Origin of the sequence: Marinobacter sp. OP 3.4 (genome assembly GCF_036224885.1) — a bacterium.
Taxonomy (GTDB): Bacteria; Pseudomonadota; Gammaproteobacteria; order Pseudomonadales; family Oleiphilaceae; genus Marinobacter.
On record NZ_JAVVLT010000051.1, the window covers coordinates 1 to 19,308 of the forward strand.

Genomic DNA, 19,308 nt, shown 5'->3' on the forward strand with positions numbered 1-19,308 from the left:
GTACCCGGAGGTTTCCGGAAAGTCTGCGCGGGAGGAAGCGGAGCGGCTGCGCAAGCTGGCCAGCGACGGCGCAGACCTGAAGACCATAAAGGACCAGGCCAAGGTAAAGCCCACGTTCAAAGAAGCGGCAGAGGATTGGTACAGCCGCAAGGTGGCTGAAGGCCTGGCGCCCAAGACACTCCGGCTGATGCGCGACGCCCTGGACAAAGACATGCTCCCGGCCATCGGCAGCAAGGCGCTTGAGAGCGTGACCCGGGCAGAATGTACCCAGCTGCAATCGAAGATCGAGGGCCGGGGCGCATGGCACATTGCCAAGAAAGCTCGCGGCTGGATGAATCAGATATTCAGCTTGGCCATCGCCCAGGGGAAGTGTGACCTGAACCCGGCCAGTGAGCTGCGTCACGTCGCCAAGAAGGCGCCGCAGACCCAGAACCACCCACACCTGCATGAGCCAGAGTTGCCGGACTTCCTGAACGCGCTGAGTCGGTCCAACAGCATGTACCCCACTCGGGTTGCGGTGTACATGATCCTGCTGACAGCCTCACGCCCCGGCATGGTCCGGTGGGCTGAATGGTCCGAGGTAGATCTGGATGAGCAGATGTGGACGATCCCGGGGCCAAAGATGAAGAAGCGCCGCGACCACCTGGTGCCGCTGCCCGATCAACTGATCCCGCTGCTGCGCAACCTTGAGGAAATTACCGGCCGGGGCCGGTACCTTTACCCCGGGGTAAAGTCGAACGCCGTGCTCTCTCACACCACCGTCAACGCCGTTCTGTCGAATGCCGGGTACAAGGGCAAACTGACCGGCCACGGATCCAGGCACACGGCGTCCACCCTGCTGCGCGAACACGGCTGGCGAAAGGACTACGTGGAAATGCAACTATCGCACGTCGAACAGGGTGTGGCCGGGGTGTACAACAAGGCGCAGTACCTGAAGCAGCGGCAGGTTATGATGCAATGGTACAGTGACTATTTAGATGCCTTAAAACGAGGTATTTCAGAACAGGATAAGGAAGATTTTGCAAAGCGGGTGATCAAAGGTTAAGGGCTCTCAGAGCGGTTTCGCCAACAGAAGGTACACCAGTATGCAGACAAAAAAATATCCGTCGAAAGATCTATTGGAGAGCTTTCTTGAGTATGACGCTGAAACCGGTATTTTTGTTTTAAAACCCAGGAGTCGTCAGTATTTCAAGACAGAGCGCGCCTGGAAGATTTTTATGTCACGAGACGCCGGTCGCAAAGCGGGCGGGCTGGCATCGAATGGTTATCGGTATATCGCTCTTCTCGGTACTAAATACCTGGCGCACAGGCTGGCAATGATTATTAGCGGGACTGACCCGTATGGCAAGCATGTCGACCACATTAACGGGGACCGGGACGACAACAGGCTATCCAATCTCCGGCTCGTGGATAACTCTCAGAACCACCGAAACGGAAAGCTTCATTCCAGCAATACATCTGGTGTAAGTGGTGTGTGTTGGGACAAGTCTGTAAAAAAATGGATCGCAAGAGTTTTTGTGGAGCCGAACGTAAGCAAAACCATCGGCGTCTTCCAGGATATTGAGGACGCCAAGAAGGCAGTTATACGGATTCGCGAATCTTCCGGCTATACAGATCGCCATGGTAAAGCATAGATTATCTGGATGCTTTGCAGGCCGGACTTACTGAAGATCAAAAACACCACTTTGCAGCCAGGGTGCTGCACTGACCAACGGAGGCCATCATGGGAAAGGTTGTGCGATTTCAGGATTATGCCGAGAAGATAGCAGACGCGCTCATGGAGGGCCTGCTGTCCCGGCAGGTAACCCGAGACGATGTTGTGCGTGCTGTCCTCGAAACTGAGCCCATGCAGTTCGCGGAGGGCGACATCCTGCTTAGGGGTCTTGATGGTGAGGCGCAAGAAGGCTGCCGGCCGGGCCGGCCCAGGGATAATGCGCCCATTTTTGCTGACGATTTTCTTCGAGATCACTGACCAACGGAGGTCACCATGTACCTAATTTTCGGCGGTGAACGCTATTACGCAGCAGGCGGCGGTTACGACCTACTGGGCAGAAGGGAGAGCCGGGAGGATGCCATTGCCTTTGCGCAGCAGGCTATTGGGAAGGAGGGCGTGGAGCCGTATGATGAAGATCTCGACTTCATGGAAGATGAGCCGCGCACAACGCCCATAGAGTGGGCGCACGTATTTGACGCTGAGTCCGGGGCGATCATTGCCACCTACGGGGATATGCCCCTGGGCGGCGGGACCATGTTCACCGGAATCCGAGAACGAAAAGCGTAGCCAAATACCCCCATTTAAGGGGATTCCCTACCTGTAGTCTTGTGCTATGGTTGCCGGAGGTTCATGGAGGGAGAGAGTGGGCCAGGCACTGTGCCCGGCCCGAACTGTCATACAGGGCGATACATCTCGGCACCACCAGCGATAGCTCGCATACCAACGATTGCTAGAGCTGCAATGGCTTCAGCAAAGCCGCATTCAATACCTTCGCCGCCGGTCCGCCACCCATCGCTCTCGAAAGCGAACTTCATTGCTTCATGGGCGGCGTGCTCATCTTCCTCTCTCAGCCTCATGATTTCTCCAGCCATGTCATACCCCATCGCCTTCTCGCGATGCCACTGGCCGATCTGAGTGGGAAGGCGGGGCGGCAGCCAGTTATCCATAACAGTGAATTTTCCGCTGAACACCCTCCCCGTGAAGCTCAAGTCATCCCTACACTCAATGTTTCTTTCTGGGATGCGAAGGTCAAGCTGGGGCGCCAGGTTCGTCTTTGCGTAACTGAATTCCTCCTGGTTATCCTTCAGGTCTTCGTCCCAGGCGTCTCTCTCGGGGGCTCCCCCTTTATGGGGATTCACGGCTTCACTGCGTGTGCTAATATGATCTTGCGTTCTCATGACGCTCTCCTTTTGCCTGTTCCCGCAGGCGTTAGGGTTAATCGTGGCCACCGACAGTGTGCGGTGGTCACGGTTTTCTACTCATAGTGCAGTTTTCACCATCCGGCTACGCTGCCTCGCTATCAAACTTCATGTGTACGAACTCACCATCCCAGGTCCGCTTCATCGGAAGCTCGCCCTTCAGATACAAGTCATACAGCTTCTTGGCGCCCTTCTTCAGCAACCTTGGTTCATAGCGTATCAGGTTCTCAGAACCGTGAACGCCGATTTCCCTACTCGTCTCCGTGAGGTACTTGTCCCGGGCAGTGTGGTAAACACGCAGTCTACGATTGGCGCCTGACCGGCTCTCGTTGTACAGCCAGCCAAGATCCTTCCAGACGTAGTTGCTGAGCTCATGAGTGTTGACGCCATTCAGCATTTTGCCGAACGCAGCCAGGGTCATCCCCTGCTGGAAGAAGTTCTCCAACTTCTCAATCCGGTCTGACTGCCTTTCAATCTGCTCCGCCTGATCCGCTGCAAGCCTCAAAGCCTCGGACAGCGACCCAGGCACCTTCACCGGTGCAAGATTGCCTGTCCGGTAGTCCATGAACACTTGGTTCACCTTCAGTTGGAAGGCGGGGCTGATCCATCCGGCATAAGAGATTGCCAGCAGTTCGTGGGCGAAAGTGCCGGTCCTACCCCTCCCCTTTACGGTGTCCAGAATTTTAGAAGCGGGAATTTCCGCTTCTAACTCTCCGACCAATTCCTGGGCCTGTTTCGTACGCAGCCATTCGCTTGGCTTCTTGCCAGCCCCGGTGCCACTCGCTTTGTGAATGGTATTCAGGTTGAACCTGCCCTGATCGTCCACTGCGATTTCAACGCCGGCCACCACCGGCAGCCCGGTTCTGATATCGGTTACGTTGCTCATGCCGCCTCCTGCTGAGTTGCTGGCTGGCTATATGCTCGCTGAAGGCGGAAAACTATCTCCGCATTCATGGAGCGCTTGTTGGCCTCTGCCTGCCGGCGAATCATTTCTCGCATGCCAGCAGGAAGCCGAACACTAAACTTCTCTAGTTGATTGCTTGGGTAGTTACTCAAGGCTTATCCTCCGTTCCGCACTTGATGGCAACTTGCCCTATCATGCTGGCATAGCTTTGTGGTGATGGCAAGCTGCCATCATAGATTTAATGTCAACTTGCCTTTATCCTCGCCGTATGAGCGAAAAATCCTACCCCAGCCATCAACTCGACAAGTTCCAGCTGCGCCTGCCGGCAGGCATGCGCGAGCAGATCCGAGAGGCAGCTGAGCGCAATTCCAGATCAATGAATTCAGAGATAGTCGCCCGCCTGGAGCAAAGCTTTGCGGGTCCGAAGGAATTGGAGGCGGCGGCAGGGGTATCCCAGAGACTGGAGGAGCAGCTTCAGCAGGTCCGCATGGAACTCTCATTGATGGCAAAAGCCAACGCGGAAGCCTCGGAGTTTATAAGGGAGTTGCGGGAAATGGATCGTCGAAAGGAAGAGGGGTGAGGATGAAATGAGCGGGCGAACCAGCGTCACCATTATTGCTGTCGCGATTGCTTTCGTTTTGGCGGTTGCTGCATGGCAGTATCTCTCTCCTTACAATGCGTGCGTCCGTGGCATGCTGGATAGCGGGGCGCCTGATAGGTCGGCGCTGCTGAACTGTAAAGGGGCGTGACGTGCTAGGGAACAAGGCTTTTTAGATGGGATGGGGCGAGATTTTTGGTTTGGCCTGTTTCATGATGGTAGTTGGTTTGCTGGCGCTTACCCAATTCACCACCAGGTGGCATACGTGGGGGTTTTTCCTGACGCTATCGTTCGTGATTATCCCGGTGATCTTTTTTATCATGATGTGGATAATCGCTTACCCGCCACTCCTAATCCTGTTGCTGATTATTGCGTTTGCGGGGGCCAACCAGGGGCGCTAACCTTCCCGGGACTCCACCTGTTCAACCAGTCTGCCAGCTCTTTCCTGCAGCCTATTCCTGATGGCCTTCATGCGATCCAACTCCCGGCGCTTCCATTCGGCTGACTTCTCTGCGCGGTTGATTTGCTCCATACGCTTGTTGATCTTGCTCAGGTCTCGCTGGGTGCTGTTCAGCATTCTTCGCAGGGCCAACTTGCTGCGGTTCTGCTCAATCAGTTCTTCGGCTTGCTCCATCTGGCCCAGCTCACGGTACTCCTGGATATCGGCATGAACCCGGTTCACCTCCTTGAGCGCTTCATAAAACACCGTGCCGTAACGGGTATACCATTCCTCGTCGCCCAGGTTCTTGTAGAAGCTGCGGATGGGGTTGTACTCATACCACCGCTTGGCAGGCTCTGTCTCGCCCTGTGCGCCTTTTATGATCGTGTCGCCAACTCCCGACATCCATGACCCGACAGAGCCGAAGTAGCCTTGAATAAGGTGATCTACCTGGACGGGGGATGGGGTCAGAGAGTTATCGGGCCCCAGAAGCATTTCAACTCCCGAACTGACCCACTTGGCCGGCTCGGTTGTGGTCGGTCGCATGCGCAGCGAAGGCCGCATGCGTTGCATGCCCTGGGATTCAATGGGCCTTCCTGTGAAAGCGTCGTAGTTCGAGTACACATCAAGTAGCGGCGCAGCGACCTGCGGCACGGGGCTGAATGAGAACGTATCGGTCAGCATATGCCCCAGGCGCTGCCTGAACAACTTGCCGGTCGCTTCCTCGTTGACGAACTGCTCCGTCACCCTTTCGGCCATAGTGGCAATGGCGCCAACCTCAAAGGGCTTCGGAACGAATATAGCGTGATCTTCAGACAGGCGAATGAACCAGTAGGTGTCCTTCTGCCATTCTTCAAGGCGCTTGTATTCGTCATCCTCGTAGTTGCGCAGGTAGTTGGCGATAGACACCAGGGCCAGAGTGCCAGCGACAGCCCAGAAGCGCTTGGCGATCTGTGCATCCGTGGCGTTGCCCTGGCCAAAGGTGGCTCGGAATGCAGGTTTGACGCCACTGCGGTAGATCTTGTCCAGCCCTTGGAGCCGGGCATTCATGAACGGGACCACATCAATCAGGATGCGCACAGCCGGCCATGAGCCGTACTGGCTGAAATTCATCAGGTCTCGCGCCTGGAAGGCTGCGTAGAGCTCCCCGCGCTCCTCCACGTTCTGTGCATAGATTGCCGCCCGGTTCACGTTTTCGGTAAAGTCGGTCACGTTATTCCACTGGCGCCAGAGGGCTTTGACCGTCGCCGGCACCATGCTGGGGGAGCGGAGCACCTCCGCCCGACCCAGGGCCCCGGTGATCTGTAGCCGCATTTCATCCGCGTTCTCGCCGTACAGGTGGCCGAAGCTGAATGAGCCACCAGACGCCATCATCTGCGCCCTGGTCCGGCCATTGCCGTAGGTTTTCGCGCCCATCATAGCGTTACGCAGCGGGTTCTTGGCAACCGGGCTGGTGGCCAGGGCCTGCAAAGTATCCCGGATCAGGTTGCGCAAGATGAAGGTTGGCGTGGTGGTGATCATGTTCGTGAACAGGCGCTTGAACTTGCGCATTATGTCCAGCATCGTGCTGTTCATGCCCGGGTGGGACAGCGCGCTGACCGCCTTGAATACCAGCGGGTCATCAATCTCATACCAGATCTTGCGCCCGTCTCGGAGAACGAAGGTGCTGTTCTCTGGGGTGCGCTCAGCCTCCCGAACTTCCCGGGCAATGCCGAGGTCTTCAGCGTTTTCCATTGCCTGCAGCGCAGCCTGGTTCTTCAGACTTGCCTGAAGCAGATGATGGAAGTTCATCATCGTGTTTTCCAGCAGGTCGTTCAGGTTTTCCCTGCCGCCCTTCAGGCGCTTGTAAGCTTCCTGGCGACTGATGCCCCCGGATGACTTCGGGCCGGTAAATCCGCCCTCTTTGTCAGCCAGGCGATAGAACGGCACATAGAATTCATTGGCCCAGGTTTCGCGCTGCTCCTGGGTAATGATGCCGGTCTGCGCTGCAATCTCCAGCACGTCGTCCCGGTACTCCTGGAACTGGCGGAACACTTTGTTGTAAAGCGCTTTGCGCGATTGCCCCGATTCAGTTTTGCCCTCGTTCAGGCGCTTCAGGGCATCGACTTCTTCGGGCGTGAATAGGTTCTCGCGGCCATCCTCCATCAGCCGTGCTGACCGGTTGCCGGCGATCCAGCCAAAGAAGCGTTCGATCTCGGCAGCGGTGCCCAGTTGCTTCAACGTGTCGTTCAGCCCGCGCTCGCTGTCCTCTCGCAGGGTGATGACTCCCTCCTTGGTGTTCAGCTTGATCCGCGAGGTAGTGAGCATCGATTGCAGGGCCCCGCTGGCAGCGCCGGCCATTTGCGCCAGAACCCAACTGCTGGAGGCGGTGGAGCCCTCCACTACGTCCTGGCCATACAAGGCCTCGTCCACATCCTTGAGCGCGGCAAAGCGGTCCACGATACCCTGGCGGAGCTTGGTGGCCCAGCGGTCCAGTCTCTCGGCCAGCCAATCAGAAGCCTTTTCTCTGGGCGTTTTGGGTGCAATCTTGCCCAGGGCGGTGCGCTGGTCTGCATCAAGGTCATCGAAGTGGTCAGCAGCATGGTCCAGCCGGTTGCCCATTCGGCTGAACATGGGCACGTCGTCATCAATGATTACCGACTCAGGCGCGAACGGCACAATGTGCTGCGGGCCACCAAGGTCAGTGTAGTCGATCACGATTCCGTCGTAGCCCCGGGCTTCCAAGTCATTACGGAATTGCTCCGCCTCTTGGGGCGAATTAAAGCCGGGCAAATCGCTGCCCTCGATCAGGTAGGGGTTGCGCACGTCAAGGAAGTACGGGCGGACGGCGCCATAACGTTGCGCGTCAATATCGGAGTGCGTAAAGAAAGTGCCAAGAGAGGCCGACGGGTGTTTGGTGGCGAACCCCCGGCGCTCGGCGCTGAAGTCTTCCGCTGTCAGCTCTCGGCTGGCCCCTCGGAAGACGAGGAGCGGTCGCCCGGCTCGGTCGGTGATTCGGGTTTCTTCCTGCCACCCTTCCCGAGTTTGCCCTCCGCCAAGAGATCTTCCACGGACTTCCTGTTGGCCAGGCCCTTGGTTAAATCGATCTCGGATTCTTTGCGCTTCTGACTCATCAGTGATTTCTCCAACCTCGGGCAGTGGCGGGGCTTGCTCAGCCTCCGGCTGGTTGCCGCGAATGTCCTGTGTGAAGTTGCGGCGTGGAGCGCGGCGGCCATGCTCGAAAGCTCGGGCAATCAGATCAATGCGGCTGCGCAGCTCATCCGCGCCAATGTTATCACGAACCCAGCCGGCCCTGACCAGCAGGCGCTTCAGTCCATTGCGAAGTGTGCGCCAGCCCCGGGAAAGCCAGTTGACCTTGCGCTGCGCCAGGGTGCCCAGCAGTTCCTCAGCATACAGCCGGTTGGCTTGTTCTTCGTTCAGGCTTGCGGTTTCTGCAACCGATTCATAGTCACGAACCGTCTGCTCCCAAAGCTGCGCTACTTCCTGGCTTTCGGCGGCCGCTTTTTGGATGTCCCGGTAAAGCTGCTGGCGATCCTCTGGCTTAAAGAACCCCAGGCCCTTGTGAACCAGGATTTCTTCCTGAAGCGTCTCGCGGATCTGACTTTGGCGATCATAAGCATTTGCGACGAGGTGAACGGTGTTGGTTCGCGGCTCGAACTGGCCGGCGATGGTGTCGCCTGCGTCTCGCTCTGGGTTGTAGCCCGGAAGGGTTTCAGCGGAATCGTGGATCTTGGTTCGGACATCATCTGCTCCTTGATACTTCCGAAAGAACTGATTCACTGTATTCTCAACCTGGCGGCGAGGCAAGGGCTGGCGCCGCTGGCCGCGCCCCCTGCGGGCGGAGAATAGCGGCGGATCATCTTGCTGGCTGGACGCCGCTTCCGGCTGGGTGTTGGCTGGCTCAGCTTCTTGATTGGGCCGGCCAGATTCAGGCTCATATTCCTGGGAAGGCGCGGTATCAGCGGGCTCGGCTTGTTGATCGGTTGTTGATTCAGCCGGCGACTGGGCGCTGCGCTCTCCATCATCAACAATAAACTCGTAATCATTGACGGCCCGATCCTCCAAGCCTTCACTCGCCACGTCGCGCACTTCAATTGTGGCGTCATTTCCGTAGGTGGAACGGAAATACTCCGCGTATGAAGGGTCGTTCGTGTACCGTTTCCCTTTCAAGTCTCCCCGCTGGAACTGCTCAAGACCTTCTTTCTCGAACACGTCTTCGAATCCAACCGTGGGGCTGCTGGCCCGATAAAGTCGGGTGTAACCCTGCGGCACCGGGCCAAGAGCTTCGACGGACGCATTGATGTCCACCTTGCCGGCCTCGTCGGTGACAAGATCCATTTTGCGGGGGTTTTCGATTGGCGCAGCAGCCTGCTCATCGCCCCGATTATCGGTTGGCGAATTCGCCGCTTCCGGCTGTTCCGTAACTGGTTGAGCTACATCGGCTTGGTCGTTTGTGAGGGGAGCTTCTTGGCCGGTCTGCTGGCCGGTTTCTACCGGCGCCAAGGGCGCGGCACTTTCAATGGTGGGATCTTGGGTGGGCTGGCTTTGTGTAGCTGGCACCGCAGTGGACTCAAAACTCGCAATCTCGCTGCGCAGATCCTTCAGCACGTCGGCGCGACTTTCGCCCTGACTGATGCGCTGGGCAGCACGGTTTACGGAATCGTTGACTTCTGGCTGCTGGATGGCGCGAGCAATCAGGTTCATGCTGTTGGAGCTGGTAGCGGTCACCCCGGGGATGCGGCCACCCTGTTCGGCTTCCGGGAACGCAGTCTGTAGGCGGGAGCGCAGGGATTTGTTGGCATTCAGTGTCTGGCGCAGGCTATCAAGCACCTGCACCCGGGGCGCGGCAAGCTCGCCTTGGTCGCCACTGATTTCCACGTCAATGGCGGCCAACTCTCTCTGATTCGATGTGGCAGGCTTGACTCGGTCAAACACCTGAATGGCGGCGTCGCGTGTCTCGGGCTCGCTAAAGCGGCGATTCACCACATCCTGGTCTGGCTCAGGCAAGACAGAGATCGGATCTACTACGGCGGGCTCTGCCTGCTCTGCGGACGTTTCAACAGCGGTTTGGCCGGCAGGGTCTCGCTGGAGGTTGCGGCTGACCGGCTGACCATCCCCCCCCCCGGTCTGTCGGGCTGCTTCTGCGGCTGCGCGGCGTGAGGCGGGCGCCTGCTCGGGCAACTCGTCGCCCAGATACTGTTCGGCTATTGGTTGGCCGCCGACGGGGGCGTCCGCAGGCGGAGCGTCGCCCGTGTCGCCCCCCGGCTCTGACTGCTGCTGATTGCGCAGCCGCACCAGCGGCTCCGTGATGGCGGCCATGCCAGGACCAGCGATGCCGCCCACAATCATGCCGTCCTGGATCAGTTGCCGGGCCTCGCCCCATGTCATGTCCGGGTGAATGGTGCCTTTATCGATACCGGCCTGAAGCGCTGCAGTAATGCCCTCTTGGACGGATTCAGCCGCGCCTGCTTCCGCCAACTTCTTGAAGAAGTTCGTGCCCGGCTTGATGATACGCGAAATTGGCAGGTATTCAGGGATCGCCTCGGCTGCTGCCTGTGCCACCGCATAGCGCTGGGATTCATCAACAGACAGCCCCTCGTCCCGCCCGGTGCCGTAAGATTCCCCAGTCACCTGGCCGCCAATAATACTCATGCCCACGGCGGGATTGCGGGTTACGGCGCTAGCGAATAGAGCCGGAGTCATTTCCGCGATGCTGGCAATCGCAGTGCTGGTGTAATATTCAGGGCTTCCAGGCTCCGCGTTGACCGGCACCATGTCGGCCTGGGCATCACGGCGGGTCTTCTCGCCAGATTCCGCAATCTCCTGCGGGTTGATGATGCCCATGTCCGCGACCACCTGCTGCTGTTCCGGCGTCAGCTCGGTGGACATGCGCGATTTCAGGCTATCCAGCGCCTCGGGGATCGGCGTCTCTGGGTCAATTATTCCTTCCCGTCCAGCCCACGCCAGGGCCTTGTATTCGTTCGGGGAAATGCCCAGCCGCTGCGCAGAGATCTGCATGTGCCGCTCGCGCTCCTGGTCCATGTCCTCGCCCAGCATCTGGACCAGGCCGCCAAAGGACTGCTGCAACCTCTCGGGCACGTTGTCCAGACTCTTGCCGGTAGCCTCCAGGAAGCTGTCGTACTGCTGGCCATTCTCTGGTTGCGGCTGTTGACGGAAGCGCTCAGGGTTCTGATTTGCGCCAACGCCAAACAGGCGATTCGGCGATAGCCCCATTCCTTGCTCTGGGACCGCTTCCTCAGGAGAGCTTGCGGCATCGTCAGGCGCGTCAAGAAAGGCGTCAGCACTCGCGGGCGCCGGCTGCGTCACAGGCTGGCTGCCGGCAGTTGTAGGTCCATCAGAATCCAGAAACTGATCTGCTCGCATCATTCAAATCCCAGTCTGCGAAGTTCGGAAACCGCCTGCTCACGGGTGATGTTGCCGGCCTGATATTCAGCCTTGATCTGCGCAGCTTGCTGCTGGGCTTCGACTGGGATTGCGCCTTGCTGGTCGGCCTGGCCGCCACGGTTTACCCTTCCCTGCATGCTGCCGTCCGGCGCGGGAACTGCCGAGCCATCAGAGGGAAGTTGCTGGACAGACGAATCAAGCATCTGCAGGCCTTGAGCCTGGGGCTGAACAGGCGGTGATTGTTGCTGTCCAGCTTGCGGCTGCTGAATCCGGAGCCCTGCCTGTGGGGCAACGATCTGGTCATAGACCTGACGCGCTTCTTCAGTCAGCTCCTGCATAGACTTCTTGTTCGGGTCGTATTCATCCTGATTGCGGGCTGCTGCGCTCACGTATCGGCTGATGAAGGATGACGGGTTGGATTTCGATGTGGCCACAAGGGTGTAGGCCTCGGACAGATCGCCCGCAATGCCGTTGGCCACCATCCACTCAGCGGTCTGCACATCGGCGGGGGCTTTGCCGTCGCCGCCTCGGCTGCCAACGCCAGCCCGGACATCCCCGGTGCGCTGGTTGTACAGGTCGCTGTTATTCAGTCGGCGCCAATCGGCTTCGCCGCCATCTGGCTTGATGCCGTAGGCTTGGTTGCGTGCCTGTTCAGGGTCAAGGCCCAGTGCGGTCAGCTCTTGGGTCTGCCTGTAAGCGCTGGACCGCTCCGGCGTCTTCCCAGTCAGCACAGCCAGCATCTTGCTGGCCCGCGCCTGTGCTTCGGGGGAGTTTCGGAACGGCTGACGCAGCATGTCATAGCCTTTGACCTGGCCCAGCAACTGATCGACCGGAGTCTGCATAACCTCGTCATCACCGGCAGTACCACGATTCACGGTCATGGGGGCGCGGTATTTCCTGCCGTCCTCGCCCTCGACTTCAACGCTGAAGGCCACGGTGCCCGGGGCTTTGCCCGGATAGATGCCGTCGATTCGCTTCCTTCCGCCCTCGCCCCGGTTGATCCGGTGGCCAAACATCTGGTTGATGGCGTCCAGGGTTTCCGGGCTTCGCATGCCAACGGGGCTGTTCGGATCCATGACGCCTTTGGCGGTTTCCAGAGACTTGTCCGTCTGCGGATCCAGCACTGGCCAGTATTTCGGGTTGTCCCGGAGAAAGCCTTCTTCTTCCTCGGCCAGGGGCAGGCCGTGAGCCATCTTGCCCAGAACCTGCTGCGCCTGCTGCTGTTCACGCTGCAGTCGCGCCTGATCCATCGTCAGGTCGTGCCGCTCACCTTGGCGCTGATGCGTCTCTGTCGCCCGCTGCGCCTGCTGGTCACGCAGACCCATGCGCTGCTTGCGCTCATCCATGCCCTGCATGAAGCTGTAGCCCTGCATGAAGCCCTGGGCCAGGCCAAGGCCTTGTTGTCCTGCCATGGTGATTACCCCTTAAAACATGGATGAAGCGAGAAGGCCGATACCGGCGCCGATAACAGCACCAACGGGGCCCATGCCGGAGCCATACGAGGCCCCGGCATAGGCACCAACGGCTGCACCTGTGCCGGCGGCGGTCATCTTCGCCTGCTTGTCGGCCTGGTCCAGTGTGTCTTCCTGGCGTTCGCGCTCCTGCTCCAGCGTGGAGGCCTGCTGCATTCCCTGCATGGCCTGCGTCTTGTACTGACGACCTACATTGATCAACCCCGCCATGCGTCTTCCCTCTGTTGTGCGACTGTGGAGAGCCCGCCGGTCATCAGGCCCATTTCCTGGTCCTCGATGGCGGTCCTCATGGCATTTTTAGAGCCTGCCCGTGCGGCAGCCGTCTTCAGGCCCCATGTGCGGTTATTGGCCTCGGCCACGTCACCAGTGGGCGTAACGCCATACCTGGAGAGGCCGCGCTGGGTCTGGTCGAAACTGCGGTTCATGGCGCCGGTCATGGTCTGGTCGGCGAAATCCACGGCACCCTGCTTGAATTCGCTATCGTTGAAGCGGTCAAATAGCATGTCTTCCACCGGCGCAAAGCGGGCGATGTAGTCATCCCACTGGGCCCGATGAATCTTGGCGATGTTCTCGGAGCCGGACTGGTCGCCGGTTTCGGTGGTTTCGATGGTGGTCGGGTTGTAGCTGGGCGAGAAGGTGTTGCCACCACCAAACGGGCTTGCCATGGCCAGCCCTTGCGTCTGGGTATTGAGGTTTGCGGTGTAGCTCATGACAGCCTCACAGGTTCTTCACGTAAGCCGTGTTGTCGTAGAGGGGTTTCTGCTGCCCCTGAGTATTCAGGCCCTGGGTGGCGGGGCCTCGGCTCATGTAGGCCTGTGTCCCGGCCCCGGCTACCGTGCCGGCCAGATGGAGTCCGGCCTGACGGTTCTGGTAGGACTGGTTGGCGCGATTAATGGAGTCCTGCGTGGCGTCGGCGGCCACCCGGCCCATGCCGCCCAGAGATTCGGCAGCCTGCCCCTGGCCCATCTGGACCACGTTCTGCAGGCCACGAAGACGCTGGTTATCCACGGCCACGTCGGTTTCGTTCAGGCCGGTGCCCATGGACAGGCCCCGGTCTTGCCCCAGCGCATTCATGGCGGTGACGCCCTTGCCGGAATCCGGGGTAATGCCCTGGGCGAACAGGTTCTCGGAAAGATCCTGCTCTGCCGGCGCAAAGGCCTGCTGAACGGCGGACGTGGTTCGCCCCCGGGCCTCGCTGAAATCAGAGTCCGTCTTCTGAACGGCCTCGATGTATTCGTTCTCCACGGGCACGAAGCGCTGCTGGTAGTCGTTCCAGCGGTTGACCGCAATCTCGCCCAGCGCTTTTTCCTCGGGGGTTTGCTCGATGTCGTTATCGCCGCCGCCGCTCATACCAGTGTCCTCGTGTACTGTTTGCCATCACGAACCCAGTGCCGCATGGCTCTGCGGTACCCTGGGCGAGTTGATTCAAAGGTGAGTGCGACCGCCCCGATGTCCCGGGCCAGTCGTTCGATGTGCGGTTCGTACCGCCGGATGAGGTTGCCGCCGGTGCCGTAGGCCACATCAACGTGGACGGTGACCGGATTGGCCCGGGGGCGAAGGATGAAAAAACCTTCCGGGACCTTAAAAAAAAAGGCCCGTCGTTCATGACAAGCCTTTCGGATGCTCTTGGGCGTCCAGTTGGACGGGGCTTTTCGTCGGACCACAGCCAGGCCCCGCTCCACCTCTGACCAATAGTCATCAATGGAACACAGCCTGGGGATGCTCACGGGTTCAGGTCAGCCAGAAATCCAGTTGCTTGAGTTGGGCCGGCGTCGGTGCCGGATCGGCCACGCGGAATTGCTCAGCCTTTGCGTGAAGCACGGCTGCCCGGATGGCGCGGTTGGTTTTGATCTGCTGGTAAGCGTTGACAAGTTCGGAGTGGGAGAGCTGCACAATCGTATTATCTGCCAGCTTCCAACCCAGTTTACCATTTTGCAGGGTCGGCAGTGAGCCAAATGTGTCAATGGCCTGCGTCAGCCGGTATTCCGCTTTCTCGTCCGCATCAAACGTGCCGTAGGAGGTCGTGACCGGGCTCAGTTCGTGGGCGTCACGGATGTCCCGGATCTGCTCCCATGTGGCCGGTTTGTTGTCCGGATTAAGATGCAGCGACCGCTTCAATGGCGACCTCCTGACCCAGATATTCAACCGCGCTGAAACGCAGGATATAGGTGCCCGGCAGGTCCACGGAAAAGCGCACTTCGCCGTCTGTGACTTCGTCTGTTTGCCCATCAGGCCACGTCACGCTGACCCCCACCGGGATGCCGGTGATGACCGCTTCTTCCTGACCGTTGGCGGCAATCGGGGCCGGCGGGGTCAAAGCCATCGTCTGCCGCTCGACGACGGCCTCATTACCGACATAGGCGTTTCGCATCTCCACCCACTCAGGCACAGCAATAATTTGCTCGCCTGAAGCCAGGGTTTCGGCCTGGGCCTCATCCAAAAAATCCGGCACGTCGATGATCCGGTTGATCGAACCATCTGGCCTGTAAACGGCAAGGCGACTCATCGTTTGCACCCTATGACAGAGATCGTTACATCAAAAAGACTGGTTGCCGCTCCGTTCTCGGCTTCGGCTTGCACATAGATTGATCGCGTACCTGATGGCATGTCGTACTTAATCATGCAGCTTCCGCCGACGTGGTTGCCCGTCGAAACCCCCTGAAACCACTCCGACAAATATCGCTGGGAGCCATTCACGACCAGGCGGAACCTCCACCGATCAATGCGGGTGGTCGCGCCACCGTCCACGTAAAACGCGAACCCCGAAATACCGGCATTAACAATGATTGGGAGCGTGCTGGATTCACCGTGGTTGTAGTTCATGGCCGCCAAGGCACCCCCCCATGCGCCTCGGCCTCCAGATCCTGAGCCTGACGAAGATGCGGGCACCGTCACCGCCTGCCCCTTGATCTGGAGCGTATCCACGTAGGCATCACCGGTGTAAATCTTGTTGCCGTCGATCAGCGTGGTGCCGGGGCGAATCCAGTTTTCAAACAGGGACGTGTCGCCGGCAGCCTCGGCCATGTTGACGACTTGCGCCAGGTCGTAGGACGTGCCCCCGATCTGCAAGCTGGACGAGATGTAACCGCTGGTGGCCTCGATGTGCCCACGGGCGCGGATGTCGTTGAACTCCGCATAGCCTGATTTCTGGATGATCCAGCCCGACACGTCCGCCGTGTAGTTGTTGCTCTGGATCACGTTGGTGATCATGGCGTTGGTAATTTCGGCGTCACCAATGAGCGCTTCAGCCAGAGTGCCGGACGCCGCAAAGATCTTGTCAGCGGCAATGCTCTCCACCATCAGGTCGGTGATGTACGCCTCAGGGATGTACGCCGGGACGTTGATGGCGAACCGCTTCTGGCCCTCCACTTCCGCATAGCCAAACACGAACTGGGTGTCGCGTAGGGCGTCGATGCTGCTGTAGTTGGTGTTCGGGTTGAACTGCGTGATCGACTGGCCGGGGTCGATGAAGTACACCGCATCGGACGCCACAATGAATTCGCTGGTCACGCCATCGTTCATCAGGCCAATGCCGGCCATGTACCCGTTCACGTCGGTCTTGATCGTGAACTGGGCTTTGATGTCGGTCACTTCCCCGTCGAGGCCCTGAACAACAGATGTTTCGGCCTTGGTCTGCAGGGCGGCGGTGTTGTCGCCTACCGTGGAGCCCAGGCTGGTGACAGACGAACTCAGGGACGAAATGTTGTCTTCGTTCGTCTCCACCCGGGTTTCCAGCGCCTGCAGGGCTTGGGCATTCCCGTCAACATCCAGCGTGTCGATCTGCGACTGCAGGTTCGTCACGTCCTGGTTCAGGGCAACAATGCCGTCTTCCGTCAGCACGACGCGGCTGTCCAGCAAGTTCAGGGCGTCTGCATTGGCCTGAAGGCCGGTGGCTGGATCTGTGACCGCGTTCTGCAGCAGGGTGATGTCAGAGCTGTTGGCAGAGATATTACCTTCGGCTGCCGTGGTGCGTGATTCCAGTGTGCCGATGGCCAGCGAATTGGCCTGCGCATCGCCCTCGACCGCTGTCATTTCAGCCTGCAGGGCGACAACGTCCTGCGATATAGCGGTGACCTGACCGTCCAGCACATTAATTTGTGTGGCGTTGTCAGAGATTGCCACCGCGTTGGCTGACAGCAGGTCGTCATAGGTCTGGTAGGCGCCGATCTGCGTCCAGCTGGCGCCCTCGACAGGCGTCGGGCTGGGCGCGGTCATGGCCACCAATGCCCGCCAGGCGTAACCGTTGTACTTCACGGTATCACCGGGCTCGTAATCCGCTGCGCTGTCGAATTCCGGCAGATTCAGGACCTCGTTCACGGCCACCTGAATGGTGTCCAGCCGTGAGTCATGATCGACCAGCGTGTCCTGAATCGTCGGGATGGCCTGAATCGGGGTCAGCAGCTCAAGCGCCAACTCGGATTCCGAAATCAGCCCCTCGATCTGCTCAATGATGTAGCTCGGCGCCAGCGGGGTTTCGCCGTAGGTGCCGGCAGTGGCGTTGTATGGCCCCGGGTCACCAGAGGTCGATACAGCGCGAACCCAGTAGTAATAACCAACACCGCTCCCCACGGCATCCGCGTACACCCGGGCCGGCGTGGTGGCTGTCAGGACCGCGTTGCCCAGGTTGTCGTCCGAGGCCCGCCAGATTTCCGTGTAGGCGTAGTTTGTCTGATTGATGCCGTCCCATGACAGGATGATGAAGTTCATGGACGGATTGGCCTGCAGGTCGAACAGCGGGCCAACGTAGACCGGAGACGGCAGCACGGTGTCCCCAGGCTCCAGGCCGCCAGAGCGGTTCAGGCGCCCCAACTTGGAGCCCACCAGATCCCGATAGGTAACCACCCGGTCCAACTTGTCGCCCCGGTCGCCTACCCAGATCTCGACCATTTCCTTGATCTTTTCAACGGTGGGGTTCTTGTCCCGGGTAGCGGGAATGGAGGGGTAGCGCTTCCTCACGTAATGCCCTCCACCGCATCGGCCATGACCACTCGGCGCACGGTGCGGGTGCCGCTGACCTCTACCTCAAAGCGGCGGGCCAGGTAGCCGGCCGGCATCGGGAACGGCATGTTTGATGTGACTTGCTGCGTGTGCTTCAGGTCGCCGTCGGCGTACAGCTTCACCACCAGGGTGTCGTCGGCGGTCGCCGGATAGCTGTCAGCATCCACCCTGCCCCACGCCATGTTCGCGGGGCGCGTCAGGTAAGTACCGCTGCGCCAGAGGTAATCCAGCACATTGGTGTCGTCATCGTCCCAGCGCACAATCTCGTCATTCAGCACCAGATACAGGCCGCCGTCCTTCGGGTCCGTGTAACCGGCGTCGGCGTAGAAATCCAGTTCCACATAGCCTTCACCGCTGGCGTTGATCGCAAAGCCGCCATTGCCGTCCTGGCCCTGGTAGAAACCGATGTACCAGCTGTCCAGCCGGTAAGCGTGAATGGTCTCCGGGTTCAGGCGCTTCCACTCGTAGCGGTCGATGACGGTTGACGTAATCACTGGGGCATTACCGGCGCCGTCCACGGCCACCAGACCATCAGCAGTGGCGTACAGGGCAAAGTCGCCCATATCCACCATTGAGCGCTTCGACACGCAGGCCCGGGGGTTCTCGATCTCGGCCTGCGAGGCAGCGGCAGGGCTGGTGAATGAGACAATGACGGGCTGACCCTGGGTGGCCACGACAATGCCGCCACGCACCGCCACGAGGCCGGTGATGGGCTGGTCCATTGTCAGGCGGTAGCTGGGCGGCCAGGCATGCGGCAGGTAGGCCTCGGACAGGCACAGCTCCTTGCCAGAAAATCCCGCCATCACACCGTTCTCGCAGGCAATCAGGCCGGCCATGTCATCGGGCGGCTGATACCACTCGTAACTTGGCAGCACCTCGCCCAACTGATCGCTGGCCAGGGTGTCGGTGTAGGTGACATTGGCAACCGGGATCTCGCCGACATACAGGAATTCGGTGTCACCAGAGGCGGACGAGGTGCGGTAGATGCGCTTATGGGTGATGTTGTAGTTGCCGGTGGGCGCGGTGGGGATATCAGACAGGTCCACCTGTTCACCATCGAATACGTCAATCAAGGCACTTGCCGGTGACGGCGGGCCTTCCTCGCCCCGGTCAGAGACGTAGGTGAAGGTGTAGGTGCGGCTGTCGGCGCTCTCGTCTTCCGTGTCCGCTGTGCCGCTCTTGGCAACGGTCATCGGGGTGGCGGGCGCGGGAATGCCAAGGCGCCGCTTGTTCGACGGGAAAGGCTCAGAGCCGACAGTAGCAATGCCGGCAAAGGTCATGGCCGGCTCGCCATCGCCGGTGAAATAGGTGGTCGTTTCGGTGTCGGAAGGCAGCGGGCCCTCGGCCACGTCCACGTCGCCCGCAAACTCAAACCAGAAGCCTGTATCCCCGAACCGGTGCAGGCTCTTGACCGTGGGCCGTGACGTGGCCCGGATAGTGGTCGGCCCACGAAAGCCCTGCAGCGCCCCGGTCTGCATTCGGCAGTTCACGGCACGGTGAGCCTCACCACTTTCCAGCAGGTGCGGCTCAACCTTCGGCCTGGCGCTCCGAAAAAAGGACAGATCAATCTGGTTCATGC

At 59.6% G+C, this 19,308-nt stretch carries 17 protein-coding genes; 5 read left to right on the forward strand and 12 right to left on the reverse strand.

Annotation, left to right across the window (positions count from 1 at the left end):
• From RO069_RS09035 to RO069_RS09050, 4 genes are all read left to right on the forward strand, one after another.
• Positions 1-1,045: tyrosine-type recombinase/integrase (locus RO069_RS09035; RefSeq protein ID WP_328186871.1), on the forward strand; the 1,045-nt coding region annotated here is incomplete at its 5' end.
• Positions 1,046-1,085: 40 nt separating this feature from the next.
• Positions 1,086-1,634 carry an HNH endonuclease gene (locus RO069_RS09040; RefSeq protein ID WP_328186873.1) on the forward strand — a complete coding sequence of 183 codons (549 nt, stop codon included), beginning with the start codon at positions 1,086-1,088 and terminating at the stop codon, positions 1,632-1,634.
• An 89-nt stretch (positions 1,635-1,723) separates the two neighbouring features.
• Positions 1,724-1,972, forward strand: a complete 249-nt coding sequence (locus RO069_RS09045) for a hypothetical protein (protein ID WP_328186876.1) — start codon at positions 1,724-1,726, stop codon at positions 1,970-1,972.
• A 15-nt stretch (positions 1,973-1,987) separates the two neighbouring features.
• On the forward strand, positions 1,988-2,281 hold the full coding sequence (locus tag RO069_RS09050) for a hypothetical protein (protein WP_328186877.1): 294 nt from the start codon (positions 1,988-1,990) through the stop codon (positions 2,279-2,281).
• Between the two features lie 107 nt (positions 2,282-2,388).
• Here RO069_RS09050 and RO069_RS09055 read toward each other — a convergent pair whose 3' ends face one another.
• From RO069_RS09055 to RO069_RS09065, 3 genes are all read right to left on the reverse strand, one after another.
• Positions 2,389-2,892: a hypothetical protein gene (locus RO069_RS09055; RefSeq protein WP_328186878.1), complete on the reverse strand. Its 504-nt coding sequence runs from the start codon at positions 2,890-2,892 to the stop codon at positions 2,389-2,391.
• A gap of 106 nt (positions 2,893-2,998) precedes the next feature.
• A complete protein-coding gene (locus tag RO069_RS09060) occupies positions 2,999-3,799 on the reverse strand; it encodes a KilA-N domain-containing protein (protein WP_328186880.1) in 801 nt (266 codons plus the stop codon).
• On the reverse strand, positions 3,796-3,969 hold the full coding sequence (locus RO069_RS09065) for an Arc family DNA-binding protein (RefSeq protein WP_328186881.1): 174 nt from the start codon (positions 3,967-3,969) through the stop codon (positions 3,796-3,798). Before RO069_RS09065 ends, RO069_RS09060 begins: the two co-directional genes overlap by 4 nt.
• A gap of 116 nt (positions 3,970-4,085) precedes the next feature.
• On the opposite strand from RO069_RS09065, the gene RO069_RS09070 reads away from it, so the two are divergent.
• Complete coding sequence (locus RO069_RS09070) at positions 4,086-4,397, forward strand: Arc family DNA-binding protein (protein ID WP_328186883.1); 312 nt, start codon at positions 4,086-4,088, stop codon at positions 4,395-4,397.
• A gap of 415 nt (positions 4,398-4,812) precedes the next feature.
• Here RO069_RS09070 and RO069_RS09075 read toward each other — a convergent pair whose 3' ends face one another.
• From RO069_RS09075 to RO069_RS09115, 9 genes are all read right to left on the reverse strand, one after another.
• Positions 4,813-11,241: an LPD38 domain-containing protein gene (locus RO069_RS09075; protein ID WP_328186885.1), complete on the reverse strand. Its 6,429-nt coding sequence runs from the start codon at positions 11,239-11,241 to the stop codon at positions 4,813-4,815.
• Positions 11,238-12,671 (reverse strand): hypothetical protein, encoded by a 1,434-nt coding sequence (locus RO069_RS09080; RefSeq protein ID WP_328186887.1) that lies wholly within the window; start codon positions 12,669-12,671, stop codon positions 11,238-11,240. Before RO069_RS09080 ends, RO069_RS09075 begins: the two co-directional genes overlap by 4 nt.
• Before the next feature lie 12 nt (positions 12,672-12,683).
• Positions 12,684-12,941 (reverse strand): hypothetical protein, encoded by a 258-nt coding sequence (locus RO069_RS09085; protein WP_328186888.1) that lies wholly within the window; start codon positions 12,939-12,941, stop codon positions 12,684-12,686.
• Positions 12,929-13,441 (reverse strand): hypothetical protein, encoded by a 513-nt coding sequence (locus RO069_RS09090; protein ID WP_328186890.1) that lies wholly within the window; start codon positions 13,439-13,441, stop codon positions 12,929-12,931. The genes RO069_RS09085 and RO069_RS09090 overlap by 13 nt, the downstream gene beginning before the upstream one ends.
• 7 nt (positions 13,442-13,448) lie before the next feature.
• The gene (locus RO069_RS09095) at positions 13,449-14,081 is read right to left on the reverse strand and encodes a hypothetical protein (protein ID WP_328186892.1); all 633 of its coding nucleotides are present in this window, start codon (positions 14,079-14,081) and stop codon (positions 13,449-13,451) included.
• A gap of 381 nt (positions 14,082-14,462) precedes the next feature.
• Entirely contained in the window at positions 14,463-14,849 is a 387-nt protein-coding gene (locus RO069_RS09100; RefSeq protein ID WP_328186894.1) for a DUF4376 domain-containing protein, read from the reverse strand.
• Positions 14,827-15,237, reverse strand: a complete 411-nt coding sequence (locus tag RO069_RS09105) for a hypothetical protein (RefSeq protein WP_328186896.1) — start codon at positions 15,235-15,237, stop codon at positions 14,827-14,829. The genes RO069_RS09100 and RO069_RS09105 overlap by 23 nt, the downstream gene beginning before the upstream one ends.
• On the reverse strand, positions 15,234-17,687 hold the full coding sequence (locus RO069_RS09110; protein ID WP_328186898.1) for a phage tail tip fiber protein: 2,454 nt from the start codon (positions 17,685-17,687) through the stop codon (positions 15,234-15,236). The genes RO069_RS09105 and RO069_RS09110 overlap by 4 nt, the downstream gene beginning before the upstream one ends.
• Positions 17,684-19,306, reverse strand: a complete 1,623-nt coding sequence (locus RO069_RS09115; protein WP_328186899.1) for a hypothetical protein — start codon at positions 19,304-19,306, stop codon at positions 17,684-17,686. The genes RO069_RS09110 and RO069_RS09115 overlap by 4 nt, the downstream gene beginning before the upstream one ends.
• Between the last annotated feature and the right edge of the window lie 2 nt (positions 19,307-19,308).